Genomic DNA, 13,048 nt, shown 5'->3' with positions numbered 1-13,048 from the left:
TCCCTGAGCCCCGGATCGCGCGGAGCCGGTCGGCTCAGGCGGTCGGCTCCGCGCGATCCCAGGGCGCGAAGGTCACGTCCACGCGCAGTCCGGTACTGCCGGCCGTGGTGCCGAAGCTGAGCTGGGCATCGAGCAGGGCGGCATAGCGGGCGATGATCGCCAGCCCCAGGCCGGCGCCCTGCCCCAGCTTGTGGCCGGCCGGGCCCTGGGCCCAGCGTCGCACGAGTTCGCGCTGCGCCGCCTTGGGGATGCCCGGGCCGTCGTCGCAGACCGCCAGCGTCGGTCCGGCGAGTTCGACCGTGATGGTGCTGCCGCCATAGCGCAGGGCGTTGTCGATCAGGTTGTCCAGGATGCCCTCCACCAGCGCGGTGTTGGCCTGCATCGTGACCGGCGCGTCGAGACCACGCGCGCCCAGGTCCACCCCCTGCGCATCGGCGCGCGCCAAGTGCCGCATCACGGCCTGTTCGACCAGCAGGTCCAGGCGCACCGGCTCGCGTCGCAGGGTCGCGCGGCCCTCGTCGGCCAGCGCCAGCGCCAGCAGCTGGTCGATCAGGTGGCTGGCGCGCGCCTGGCTCTGCGCGATGCGCTCGAGCTGCTCGCGCCAGATGTCGGGTGTCGTCTGCGCGAGGCCGTAGTCGGCCAGCGCGCGGATGCCGGCGAGCGGCGTGCGCAGTTCGTGCGCGACGTTGCCAGCGAATTCGCGCTGCGCCCGCACGCTGTGGTCCAGGCGCTCCAGCAGCGAGTTGGCCGCTTCGCCCAGGTGCTCCAGTTCGCGCGACGTACGCGCCACGGGTACCGGCGACAGGTCGTTGGCGTCGCGCCGATCGAGGGCGCGCTGCAGGTCGCGCAGCGGATGCAGCTCGCGCCCGATGCTGCGCCACAGCCAGGCCGCCAGCAGCGCCAGCACCAGGATCTCGGGACCCAGCGTGTAGAGCAGCAATCGCTCGATCATGGCGCGACGCGCCCGCGTGGTCTGCGCGATGACGATCCGGAACGAGGTGTCCTGCTCGGGGTTCTCCAGCACCACGGCGCGCAGCGAGCGCCCCTGGTAGACGATGTCGGAGAAGCGATAGCGGGCGTTGGCCACGGGCGGCGGAGCCTGCAGGCCGGCATGGCCGGCGATCAGCGAGCCATCCGGGCGCATGACGGCGAAGTACACCGCCTCGGACTGGTCGAACAGCACGCTGGTGATCTCGCGCGGCGTCAGCAGGAATTCGATCCCCCGCGCGCTGCCGGCGCGCACGTTGGCCGACACCGAGTACGCATCGTCGAGCATGGCGCGGTCGAAGGCCTGGCCGGTGAAGTAGTTGGCCACCGTCAGCGACAGCGCCGAACCCAGCAGCCAGGTCAGCGCCAGCGGCAGCAGCACGCCACGCAGCACGCGCGCGGTGAGCGAGGGCGCGCGCCGACGCATCGATGGCGGGCGCCAGCGCGCCCAGGCCGGGCGCGAGCGCACCACCGCGGCGTCCGCATCCGCATGCGCGTCCGGGCGGGCGGCGTCCTGGGTGGCGCTCATGGCGCCGGTTCGAGCAGGTAGCCGATGCCGCGCAGGGTGCGGATGCCGGCGCCGCTGCCGGCGAGCTTCTTGCGCAGGCGCGAGATGAAGGCCTCGAGCGCGTTGTCGCCGAGGGCCTCGTCGAAGGTCGAGAGCTTGTCGGACAGGGTGCGCTTGCTGACGGTGCGGCCGGGCGGGCTCATCAGTTCCCAGAGCACCTCGAACTCGCGCGCCGGCAGTTCGAGCAGCTCGCCACCGATCGCGAAGCGCCGCGCCTTGCGGTCCAGCCGCAGGGCGCCGAGCACGGCGATGTCGTCGGTGCCGAGGGCGCGCCGGACCAGCGCCCGCAGCCGGGCCTCGACCTCGGCCAGGTCGAAGGGCTTGCCGAGGTAGTCGTCCGCGCCGGCGTCCAGACCGGCGATGCGCTCGTCGGTGCGGTCGCGCGCGGTCAGCACCAGCACCGGCGTGCGGTCGCCACGCGCGCGGGCGCGGCGCAGCACGGTCAGCCCGCTGCCCATCGGGCCGGTGGCGCCGGCATGCGTGGGCAGCGTGAGGTCGAGCAGCACGGCATCGAAGGGCTGGATGCGCCAGAGATGGTCGGCATCCTCGACATTGGTCGCCACGTCCACGCGGTGGCCCGCATCGCGCAGGCTGCGCAGCATCACGTCGCGCAGCACGGCATCGTCTTCGACCAGCAGGATTCGCACGGAAAGTCTCGGAAGGGATGAAGGAATTCGCACCGGCGCGCGGCGGTCAGCCACGAGTCAGCAGGGGGGCGCGATAAACGCGGCATGAGCATACGACGGCAAGCCGCATGGGCGGCATTCTGGATCGCGGGGACGAGCGGCATCGCGCTCGCCCAGCCCACTCCACCCACGGCACTGCAGCCCGCCACGGCGCAGCCATCCCCTGTCCTGACGCCGTCGACCCCGACGATCCCCGGGGCCGCCATGCCCGCGGCGGTCGCCGCCGCGCTGCCGGCGCCGCTGACCCTGGCCGAGGTGCTGCGCGCAGCGCGCGAGAACCCGAACGTCAGTGCCGCGCGGCTGGCCCTGTCGGCCGCGCGCGCCGACATCCTCGCGGCCGACCATGCGCCCGTGCCGGTGCTGAGCGCCAAGGCGGCGTCGATCGACCTGCAGAACGGCGTCGGCGCCGGCGGCATCGGTCGCAAGCGCGTGGACAGCTCGGTGGGCGTCGACTGGACCTGGGAGCGCGGCGGCAAGCGCGCCGCGCGCACCGCCGCCGCCGAACGCGCCGCCGATGCCGCGCGCTTCGACATCGACGACGCGCAGCTCGACCAGCAGCTCGTCGCCGGCAGCGCCTTCTACGACCTGCTGGGCGCGCAGGAGCGCATCGTCGAGATCAACGCCATCGAGCGCAGTGCCTCGCAGCTCGCCGGTACCGCCACGCGCCGCGTGCAGGCCGGCGACCTGCCGGCGCAGGAAGCCGCCCGCACCGAGGTCGAGGCCCAGCGCAGCGCCGTGGACCTGCGCGCCGCCGAGCTCGACCGCGACCGCGCCCAGCTGGTGCTGGCGCAGATCCTGGGCGCCGCCGCCCCGGTGCGCGGCCGCATCGCCGGCACCGACTGGCCGGCGCTCGGCCTGCCCGCATACGGCACGGCCAGCGAAGTCGACCTCGACACCCTGATCGAGAACCGCGCCGACATCCGGGCGGCGCGCGCGCGCGTGGCCTCGGCCAGCGCCGCGCTGGACAACGCGCAGGCGCAGCGCTCGGCCGATGTCACCGTGGGGGTGTCGCTCGAGCGCTATCCGACGACGTCGAACCGCCTGCTCGAGGTGCGCGCCTCGGTGCCGCTGCTGTGGAACTACCGCGCCGAGGGCGAGATCGGTCGCGCCCTGGCGGTCTACACCCAGACCCAGGAGAACCTGGATCGCGCGCGCAACGATGCCCGGCTCGAACTGCAGCGCCTGCGCGCCGAAGCCGAGTCCAACGCGCGCCGCCTGCAGGTGTTCCAGCGCGACATCCTCGGCGGCGCGCAGAAGCTCGCCGACAACGCCGAGCTCGCCTACCGCCGTGGCGCGCTGTCGCTGACCGACCTGCTCGACGCGCGCCGCACGCTGCGCGCCACCCAGCTCGATGCCATCAACGCCCGTGTCGATCACGCCAAGGCCGCCCTCGCCTGGCGCCTGCGCACCCAAACCTCGCCCACACCATGACCTTCCCACTCTTCGCGTCCACCCCGTCGTCGCCGCTGCGCTCCACCGGATTCGCCGCCATCGCCTGCGCCGCCATGCTGCTGCTCGCGGGTTGTGGCGAGCACAACGCGCCGGTGGTCAACACCGAGCCACCGGCACCGATCGTGCAGGGCAACCAGATCCGTTTCGCGCCCGACCATCCGCAGCTGAAGCTGCTGGGCGTGGTGCCCGCGACCGCCGCCAAGAGCGTGAGCGTCGACCTGCCGGGCCGGCTGGTCTGGAACGAGGAGCGCACGCAGCGCGTGTTCGCTCCCTTCGCCGGCCGCGTCACCGACATCAGGGCCGACGTCGGCCAGAGCGTGAAGGCGGGCGACCTGCTGGCGCAGCTGGCATCGCCGGACTTCGGCATCGCCCAGGCCGACACCGCCAAGGCCCAGGCCGACGCCTCGTTCTCGCGCAAGAACCTGGAGCGCCAGCGCGAGCTGTTCCAGGCCGGCATCATCGCCCGCAAGGACCTCGAACAGGCCGAGGCCGATTCCGCCCGCTCGCAGGCCGAAGCCGCGCGCGCCGGTGCCCGCACCACGATGTATGGCGGCGGCACGGGCGTGAACCAGCGCTTCGGCATCCGCGCGGGCATCAATGGCGTGGTGGTCGAGCGCAACCTCAACCCCGGCCAGGAACTGCGCCCCGACCAGTCGGGCCCCGGCACGCAGGCGCTCTTCGTGGTGACCGATCCGACTTCGCTGTGGGTGCAGATCGATGCCAAGGAGAACGACATCGGCAGCCTGCAGAAGGGTGCCACCTTCACGGTGCAGGTGCCCGCCTATCCGGGCGAGAACTTCACCGGCCGCGTCGCGGCGGCGTCCGACTTCATCGACCCGACCACCCGCACCATCAAGATCCGCGGCGTCATCGCCAATGCCGATCGCCGCCTGAAGGGCGAGATGCTGGTGACCGCCCTGGTCAGCGAAGCGCTGGAGGGCACCGTGGTGCCGGCGCGCGCCGTCACGCTCGATGGCAACAACCAGACCGTCTACGTGCAGACCCAGCCCGGCGTCTTCGAGCCGCGCCGCGTGAAGGTCGGCCACGTCGGCACGCGCGAGGTGGTCATCTCCAGCGGCCTCGCCGTGGGCGAGCAGGTGGTGGCGGACAACGCGTTGCTGCTGGCACGCCAGTTCGCCGTGGCGCGCGAGGACGCCAGGCCCTCGACACCGGCCGGAGGCAGCGCCGCTGCCGCCGCCACCCCGGCCGCCAGCGGAACCACCAAGCCATGAAGCGTCTCGTCCAGTACGCCCTCCACCAGCCGCTGTTCATCATCCTGGGCACGCTGCTGTTCGCGCTCGCGGGCGTGATCGCGTTCAAGAATCTGTCGGTCGAGGCCTTCCCGGACGTGACCGACACCCAGGTCACGGTGATCTCGCTGTTCCCCGGCCGCGCCGCCGAGGAAGTGGAGAAGCAGGTCACGCTGCCCATCGAGGTCGCGCTGGCCGGTCTGCCCAACTCGATCCGGGTCTTCTCGCACACACAGTTCGGCCTTTCCTTCACCGTCGTCACCTATGACGACAAGGCCGAGGTCAACCTGGCGCGTCAGCAGGTGGCCGAGCGCCTGCGCGGCATCGACCTGCCCGAGGGCGTCGAGGCCGACATCGCGCCCAACGCCACGCCGGTGGGCGAGATCATGCGCTACCGGCTGCGCGGCGACGGCCTGTCGACCACCGAGCTGCGCACGCTGGAGGACTGGACCGTCGAGCGCGGACTGCGGCAGGTGCCGGGCGTGGCCGACGTGGTCGCCATGGGCGGCGCCATCAAGCAGTACGAGGTCCAGCCCGACCTCGACAAGCTGCGCGCGTACAAGGTCACGTTCCAGAACCTGCTCGACGCGCTGGGCCGCGGCAACTCCAACGCCGGCGGCAGCTATGTGCGCCAGGGCGCGCAGCAGTACACCATCCGCGGCCTCGGCCTGCTGCAGTCGTCCGACGACATCGGCCGCATCGTGGTGGCCGCGCGCAACGGCACGCCGATCCTGATCCGCGACATCGCGCAGGTGAAGATCGGCGCCGTGCCGCGCCTGGGCGTGGTCGGCCAGGACAACGACGACGACGTCGTCACGGGCATCGTCATCATGAGGAAGGGCGAGAACCCGAGCGTGGTGCTCAAGGGCGTGAAGGACAAGATCGCCGAGCTCAACGCCCGCGCCCTGCCCCCGGGCGTGCAGATCGTGCCGTTCTACGACCGCACCTGGCTGATGGAGAAGACGCTCTCGACGGTGTTCCGCAACCTGGTCGAAGGCGCGCTGCTGGTCTCGCTGGTGCTCTACATCTTCCTGTCGAACTTCCGCGCCAGCCTGGCGGTGGTGGTGGTGATCCCGCTGGCGCTGCTGTCGACCTTCATGGGCCTGAAGATCATGGGCGTGCCGGCCAACCTGCTGTCGCTCGGCGCCATGGACTTCGGCATCATCGTCGACGGGGCGGTGATCGTGATCGAGAACATCATGCACCGGCTGGCCGAGAAGAAGGAGACCATGGACCCGCAGGAGCGGCGCGCCGTGATCGTCAAGGCGGTCAACGAGGTCGGCCGTCCGACGCTGTTCTCGATGCTGATCATCATCGCCGCGCACATCCCGATCTTCGCGCTGCAGCGCCACGAGGGCCGGATCTTCCAGCCGATGGCGCTGTCGGTGACCTCGGCGCTGATCGGCTCGCTGATCTTCTCGCTCACGCTGGTGCCGCTGCTGGCCTACTGGATGCTGCGCAAGAAGCTGCCGCATGGCGACAACCGCGTGGTGCGCGGCGCCAAGCACTTCTACGCGCCGATCCTGGACTGGGCGCTGCGCCGCCGTCGCACGGTGATGGTGATCGCGGTGGCCGCCTTCGCCCTGACCACGGTGGTGGCCGCCCGCCTGGGCTCGGAGTTCCTGCCCGAGCTCGACGAGGGCACGACCTGGGTCAACTTCACGCTCTCGCCCAATGTCTCGACGCAGGAGGCCTCGCGCATCCTGCACATGGCGCGCAAGGCGCTGCTGACGGTCCCCGAGGTGCGCACGACCGTCTCCAAGGCCGGCCAGCCCGAGGACGGCACCGACCCCAAGACGATCTCGATGGCCGAGATCTTCGTCGACATCAAGCCCGAGGGCGAATGGCGCAAGGGCATGACGAAGGCCAAGATCACCGAGGAGATGAACCGGGTGCTGTCGGCCATCCCCAGCATCGACCCGGCGTTCTCGCAGCCCATCCGCGACAACGTGCTCGAGTCGATCTCGCAGATCAAGGGCCAGATCGTCATCAAGCTCGCCGGCGACGACCTGGCGCTGATGAAGCAGACCACCGACCAGATCGCCCGCGAGGTCAAGCAGGTCCAGGGCGTGGTGCGCGCCGAGATCGACCGCGACGGCCAGGTGCCGCAGCTGCTGCTGGACATCGACCGCGACCGGGCCTCGCGCTACGGCCTCAACGTCGGCGACATCCAGGACGTGATCGAGGCCGCCCTGGCGGGCAAGGCCGCGACCAGCCTGTGGGAGGGCGAGCGCAAGTTCTCCGTCGCCGTGCGCCTGCCGCCCGACGAGCGCGTGATGTCGAACCTGCGCCGCACGCCCATCGCCACGCCCGATGGCGGCTTCGTGACGCTGGGCGACGTGGTCAACGTGCGCGAGACCACCGGGGCGATGAACATCGCCCGCGAGTCGGGCCGCCGCACCACCGCCATCGGCATCTTCATCGCCGGGCGCGACATGGGCTCGGTGGTGGCCGACATGAAGGCGCGCGTCGAGCAGAACGTCCAGGTGCCCGCGGGCTACCAGGTCAACTGGTCGGGCGAGTTCGAGAACCAGGAGCGCGCGATGAAGCGGCTGGCGGTGGTCGTGCCGATCTCGCTGCTGCTGATCTTCGTGCTGCTGTTCGATGCCTTCAAGTCGCTCAAGATCGCCTCGCTGATCCTGATGAACGTGCCGCTGGCGCTCATCGGCGGCTTCGTGGCGCTGGGCGTCTTCGGCATCCCGCTGTCGGTGTCGGCGGCCATCGGCTTCATCGCGCTGTCGGGGCAGGCGGTGCTCAACGGCGTGGTGATGCTGTCGGTGTTCCAGCAGCTGCGCAACGAGGGCCACGACGTGATCGAGGCGGTGCGCCTGGGCTCGATGCAGCGCCTGCGCACGGTGCTGATGACCGCGATGCTCGCCGCGCTCGGCCTGCTGCCGATGGCGCTCTCGCACGAGATCGGCTCGGAGACCCAGCGGCCGCTGGCGATCGTGGTGATCGGCGGCCTGTTCACGGCCACCCTGCTCACGCTGGTGGTGCTGCCGGCGCTCTACGTGGCCTGGTTCGGACCGCGCGAGGGCAAGTCGCCGCAGTCGAGGAAGAAGCCGGACCGTCCGGCCGGCGAGCCGGTGGAGCACGTCGCATGACCTGCGGCGCCGGCGCCGCGGTCCCGCGGCCTGGCGAAGCCCGGCGCATGGCGGCGATCCTGCTGCACGGCCTGTGCAGCACCACCGACGAGCTGCACTCGGTCGAGGTCTCGCTGGGCGACCTCGGCTGCACGGTGCGGCCGATGGAGATCCCCGGCTATTCCTTCGACCCGACGCTGCAGGTGCAGCGCGCCACCGGCTGCGATCGCTGGATCGACGCCGTCGAGCGCGAGATCGACACCCTGCGCGCCACGCACGATCGCGTGATGCTGGTGGGCATCTCCGCCGGCGCCTCGCTCGCCCTGGCCAGCGCGATCCGCTGCGGCGCGCGGGTCGATGCGCTGGTGCTGATGTCGACCACCCTGCGCTTCGACGGCTGGGCCGTGCCGCGCTGGCGCTTCCTGCTGCCGCTGGTGCTCTACACGCCGCTCGGGCGGTTCTGGAAATACCGCGAGCGCGCGCCCTACGGCGTGAAGAACGAGCGCGTGCGCGCCTGGATCGAGCGCGAGCTGCGCACCCGCCGCATCTCCAGCGCCGGCAGCTCCGTCATCGGCGTGGGCCATCTGCGCGAGCACGACCGGCTGCTGCGCCATGTGCGCGGCAATCTCGCGCGCGTGGTCTGTCCCAGCGTGCTGGCGCTGCACGCGCGCCAGGACGAGGTGGCGGGGATCGGCAACCTCGGCATCCTCGCGCGCGGCCTCGGCTGCGCGATGTTCCGCTCGGTGGTGCTGGGCAACAGCTTCCACATGATCACGATCGACAACGACCGCCGTCAGGTGGTCCGCGAGACCCTGGAGTTCGCGACCACGGTCAGCCACGGCATCGCCTGAGGCGGCGGCGGCCAACCCGTCCGGCGTTCTCCCTTCCACTCTCCCCGTCCGAGGAAGCTTCCCGTGAACACCCCCACCTTCAACACCATCGCCCAGATCCTGGAACAGGATTTCCGCCTCACGCGCGGGCACATCGCGCCCGAGCGCACGCTGGTCGAACTCGGTCTCGACTCGCTGTCGCTGATGGAATTCGTCTTCGCCGTCGAGGACGCCTTCCGCCTGCGCATCCCCGAGGACCGGCTCGATCCGCGCGCGGCCGGCCTGACGCTGGCCCACCTGTGCGACGTGATCGACGGCATGACGGGCACCGTCCTGCCGGCTACGGGCGCCATCGCGCGCGCCGCCCATGCATGACCGCGCGGCGGGCCAGCATGGCGGGCCGCTGAAGGGCCGCGAGCCGACCGCCGGCATCGCGCGGCGTCGCGGCCGGCCGGCCGGTCGCTTCGCGCCCCCGGTGCCCGCTCCACTCGCGCGTGCCGCGCATGCCGCACGCGTGGCGGTCGCGGGCCTGGGTTTCGTCACGCCCCTGGGTCGCACGCTCGGGCCGTTCGACGACGCCCTGTTCGCCGGCCGTTCGGCGGTCGTCGAGCGCACGCTCGCCATCGGCAGGCTCGATGCCATGCGCATGGCCGTCGCGCCCTGCGCCTTCGACAGCCACGACGCGCGCGGCTGCCAGAACCTGCCGCTCGATCGCGGAACCGCCATGGCGGTCGCCGCCGCCCAGGATGCCTGGGCCGGCTCCGGCCTGGATGCCGGCACCATCGACGCCGAGCGTCTGGGCATCTACTGGGGCAGCGGCATGGCCGGCGCCGCCACGCTCGATGCCACCCTGCAGGGACTCTACGGCGAGGACCGGCGCATGCGGCCGACCACCGTGCTCACCACCATGCCCAATGCCGCCGTGGCCGAACTCGCCCTGCGCTTCGGCGCGCGGGGCGCGGCGCTGGGCTTCGCCTGCGCGTGCGCATCGTCGGCCGTGGCCATCGGCGAGGCGATGCGCGCCATCCGCGGTGGCTGGATCGACGTCGCCATCGTCGGCGGCCACGACGCCATGCTGGTTCCCGGCATGCTGGCGGGCTGGCATTCGATGCGCGTGACCGCGCCGCCGCCGCCGGATGCGCCCGGGACCGCGTGCCGTCCGTTCTCGGCCGACCGCGCCGGCTTCGCGCTCGGCGAGGGCGCCGTGGCGCTGGTGATCGAGTCCGAAGCCCACGCGCGGGGACGCGGTGCGACCCCCGGCGCGATGCTGTCGGGCTATGCCACCAACTGCGACAGCGTCCACATGACCCACCCGGATGCCGGTGGTCAGGCGCGCGCGATGCGCGCCGCCCTGAAGGATGCCGGACTGGGCGCCGCCGACATCGGCTATGTCAACGCCCATGGCACGGCCACCGTCGCCGGCGATGCGGCCGAGGTGGCATCGATCCACGAGGTCTTCGGCAGTGTCGTGCCCGTGAGCTCGACCAAGGCGGTGCATGGCCATGTGCTGGGCGGCGGCGGCGCGCTCGAACTCGTCGTCGCCCTGCGCGCGCTGGCGCGCGGCCTGCTGCCGCCGACCGCGCACCTGCGCACGCCGGATCCGGCCTTCGACGCCCGGCCGGTGGATTTCGTGCGCGGCGAGGCACGACCGGCGCCGGCGCTGCGCCACGTCCTGTCCAGCTCGTTCGCCTTCGGCGGCACCAATGCCGTGCTGATCGCGTCGCGCGCGGACTGAATCCGTCACCGATGACCGCGTCCGCTACCCGACGCGGCGGCGCGGCGCAGTCCGGCGCGACGCGGGACCCGATGGCGCGATCGTCGAGCCTTCAACCAGATCCCAGGAGCGGACCATGAGTCAGAAATTCGAAGTCACGGGCATGAGCTGTGGCCATTGCGCGAATGTCGTCCAGGGCGCGGTCCGGGTGGTCGACCCGGAAGCCCAGGTCACCGTCGATCTCGAGACCGGCCATGTCGACGTGGTGAGCGAGCAGCCGCGCGCCGACATCGCCGCCGCGATCGAGAACGCGGGCTACAAGGTCCAGGCCTGAAGCCGGTCGCGCGCGACGTTCCTCAGCTCGCGCGAACCATCGACAGGATCTGCGACGGGTTGATCGTACGGGCCTTCTCCTGGATGGCCGGCAGGTAGCGGGTCTGCAGACCCTGCCCTTCCTGGATCACGCTGGCATAGGCGTCCTTGAGCATCTGGGTCGACAGGGTCCGGCCCCCGGCGTAGTAGCGCTTGGCCACATGGCCCAGGGCATAGGTCGTCGCGAAGCTCATGCCCGAACTCACCGCCTGCCGGCCCACGCCGCCCAGGAGCCCGCCGCCCACCTTGCCCAGCAGGCCACCGAGCAACTTGCGGCCGGCCTGCTCGAGATATTGCGACGTCAGGCCCACGCCCACGGTGGCGATGAAATCCTTGATGTGGCCGCTGTCGAGTTCGTAGCCATGCGCCTTGCCGATCCGGTAGACCAGCTTCATCTGCAACGGGATGATGGCCATCGTCGACAGCGTCTCCGGCAGCAGTTCGAGCGCGCCATTCAGGATGGCGGCGTTGAGGATGGCCTGGTCGAGTTCGGCGGCATCGACGCTCGACGTCGCGGCGGCGACGTGGCCACCCACAGCAGCCGTCGTGGCGGCGCTGGCCGCGGCGGCCGCCGATGTCGCAGCCGACGGAACCACGGGTGCGGCTGGCGGCGTCGCGGCGGTTGACAGCGGCACCGCCGCGAGTGCCTCGGCCTGGTCGGCGAAGCGACCGGCCTCCCCCGCGTCCAGGCCCAACGCCTGACGGGCCTCATCCAGAAAACGGCGTTCCGCGTCCGACAGCGTTCCATCCGCATCGCAGACGCACACCGCCATCTCATAGGCGAGCTGCCGCGTAGCACGATCCGGCAAAGCCGCGACCACGTCCGGCAAGGCGACGCGTTTCATCAGCACGTTCTGGTAGATCGATGGCAGATGCACGCCATCGGCTTGCGACAGGCCCTCGGCGATGCGCTTGATCTCGGCGCGTTCGCGCTCGTGCTTGTCGTTGTCTGCAAAGGCCGCCAACAGACTGAGTGTGACGATGGCCTGGTTTTCCGCGGCATTCATGGAGAGCTCACTTTCAGGAGAAACGACGCCGGAGGCGTCAAAAAATTTTTTGGAGGTCCGAGCGTGACGGATTTTTTCCGTCGCTCCTGCGACCCGTTCTTCTCCCCACGATCATGGGGCAACTCTGTGGATAACACTGGCAATTCCCTGTAGAGGTCAGCCAAGTCCTTGTTTTCAAAGGAGAAACAACGCACTGCCTTTTTTTTGAGCAGTGCATGACTTTCGCCGCGAGGCTCCTTTCCCAGATTCCAACCGGTCTGTCAAAGGACAACTCTGGGGAGCTTTTCGGCATAACCAGCCACTTGTCCACAGGCCGGCCCACATCCGCCAAGTTATACCTTTTGCAGAAACACGCAAAAGCACGACTGCACACAGTTCCTGAGGTCATCCAAGTCGTTGGTATGAAAGCAGAAAAACGGCATATCCACAGCCGAGTGCGATCCTTATCTACTACTACTAACTTAAATAAGAGAAATAAGAGATAGGAACGAAGCGAGAGCTTCGGCCGAACAAAAATCGTCGGGCCCTGGCGGGCCTGTTCGGCAAAGGGAGTGCAGAGAACGCGGCGAAGCCGCCCAGGACCCCGGTGAACGCTTTGCAGAATTCGGCAAAGGCTTGGCCGGGAGGAGCTTTTTGCTGACGAACAGCCCACGGGAACCCGTGACCATGAAGGCATGACCACGCCCTACACCCCCGAATCCCTGACCCGCGCCGACGTGGATGCGTTGCGCGGTCCCGCCGTGCTGGATTTCGGCACCAACTGGTGCGGCTTCTGCCAGGCCGCGCGACCCCATGTCGAACAGGCCTTCACGACCCATGGCGATGTCACGCACATGAAGGTCGAGGATGGCAGCGGACGTCCGCTAGGACGGTCCTTCCGGGTCAAGCTCTGGCCGACCCTGGTGTTCCTGCGCGATGGACAGGAAGTCGAGCGGCTGGTGCGCCCGCGTTCCAGCGCCGAGATCGCGGATGCCCTGCAGCGCCTGCGCGCGCCGGGTCCCGCCGGGCGTTGAGGGCGCCGGGCCCGGCATGGCCGCATGGCCCCGGTCCGGTCGCGTTCACCTCATCTTTACGCTCCCACATGGCGGACTTACATGGG

The 13,048-nt window shown here is 70.4% G+C and carries 11 protein-coding genes; 8 read left to right on the top strand and 3 right to left on the bottom strand.

Translation table 11 applies throughout. From position 1 onward, the window contains the following. Window positions 1-34: 34 nt before the first annotated feature. On the bottom strand, window positions 35-1,414 hold the full coding sequence (locus AC1MLT_RS12620; protein WP_481035006.1) for a sensor histidine kinase: 1,380 nt from the start codon (window positions 1,412-1,414) through the stop codon (window positions 35-37). Window positions 1,415-1,512: 98 nt separating this feature from the next. After that, the gene (locus AC1MLT_RS12615; RefSeq protein WP_481032549.1) at window positions 1,513-2,202 is read right to left on the bottom strand and encodes a response regulator transcription factor; all 690 of its coding nucleotides are present in this window, start codon (window positions 2,200-2,202) and stop codon (window positions 1,513-1,515) included. Between the two features lie 84 nt (window positions 2,203-2,286). Between AC1MLT_RS12615 and AC1MLT_RS12610 the strand changes: the two genes are divergently transcribed. From AC1MLT_RS12610 to AC1MLT_RS12580, 7 genes are all read left to right on the top strand, one after another. After that, complete coding sequence (locus AC1MLT_RS12610; RefSeq protein ID WP_481032548.1) at window positions 2,287-3,672, top strand: TolC family protein; 1,386 nt, start codon at window positions 2,287-2,289, stop codon at window positions 3,670-3,672. Beyond that, window positions 3,669-4,925 carry an efflux RND transporter periplasmic adaptor subunit gene (locus tag AC1MLT_RS12605; RefSeq protein WP_481032547.1) on the top strand — a complete coding sequence of 419 codons (1,257 nt, stop codon included), beginning with the start codon at window positions 3,669-3,671 and terminating at the stop codon, window positions 4,923-4,925. The genes AC1MLT_RS12610 and AC1MLT_RS12605 overlap by 4 nt, the downstream gene beginning before the upstream one ends. Further along, complete coding sequence (locus AC1MLT_RS12600) at window positions 4,922-8,047, top strand: efflux RND transporter permease subunit (protein WP_481032546.1); 3,126 nt, start codon at window positions 4,922-4,924, stop codon at window positions 8,045-8,047. Before AC1MLT_RS12605 ends, AC1MLT_RS12600 begins: the two co-directional genes overlap by 4 nt. Further along, the gene (locus AC1MLT_RS12595) at window positions 8,044-8,877 is read left to right on the top strand and encodes an alpha/beta hydrolase (protein ID WP_481032545.1); all 834 of its coding nucleotides are present in this window, start codon (window positions 8,044-8,046) and stop codon (window positions 8,875-8,877) included. The genes AC1MLT_RS12600 and AC1MLT_RS12595 overlap by 4 nt, the downstream gene beginning before the upstream one ends. 63 nt (window positions 8,878-8,940) lie before the next feature. After that, the gene (locus AC1MLT_RS12590) at window positions 8,941-9,231 is read left to right on the top strand and encodes an acyl carrier protein (RefSeq protein WP_481032544.1); all 291 of its coding nucleotides are present in this window, start codon (window positions 8,941-8,943) and stop codon (window positions 9,229-9,231) included. Next, window positions 9,224-10,591 (top strand): beta-ketoacyl-[acyl-carrier-protein] synthase family protein, encoded by a 1,368-nt coding sequence (locus tag AC1MLT_RS12585; protein WP_481032543.1) that lies wholly within the window; start codon window positions 9,224-9,226, stop codon window positions 10,589-10,591. The genes AC1MLT_RS12590 and AC1MLT_RS12585 overlap by 8 nt, the downstream gene beginning before the upstream one ends. Before the next feature lie 115 nt (window positions 10,592-10,706). Beyond that, the gene (locus AC1MLT_RS12580) at window positions 10,707-10,904 is read left to right on the top strand and encodes a heavy-metal-associated domain-containing protein (RefSeq protein ID WP_481032542.1); all 198 of its coding nucleotides are present in this window, start codon (window positions 10,707-10,709) and stop codon (window positions 10,902-10,904) included. 22 nt (window positions 10,905-10,926) lie between these two features. On the opposite strand, the gene AC1MLT_RS12575 is transcribed toward AC1MLT_RS12580, so the two are convergent. After that, complete coding sequence (locus AC1MLT_RS12575; protein WP_481032541.1) at window positions 10,927-11,949, bottom strand: YcjF family protein; 1,023 nt, start codon at window positions 11,947-11,949, stop codon at window positions 10,927-10,929. 674 nt (window positions 11,950-12,623) lie between these two features. On the opposite strand from AC1MLT_RS12575, the gene AC1MLT_RS12570 reads away from it, so the two are divergent. Continuing rightward, complete coding sequence (locus AC1MLT_RS12570; protein ID WP_481032540.1) at window positions 12,624-12,962, top strand: thioredoxin family protein; 339 nt, start codon at window positions 12,624-12,626, stop codon at window positions 12,960-12,962. The last annotated feature ends 86 nt before the right edge of the window (window positions 12,963-13,048 follow it).

It is taken from the genome of Variovorax sp. PEI5 (assembly GCF_056679935.1).
The sequence above is the reverse complement of the archived record's forward strand: the minus strand, read 5'-3'. Positions and strand labels throughout refer to the sequence as shown.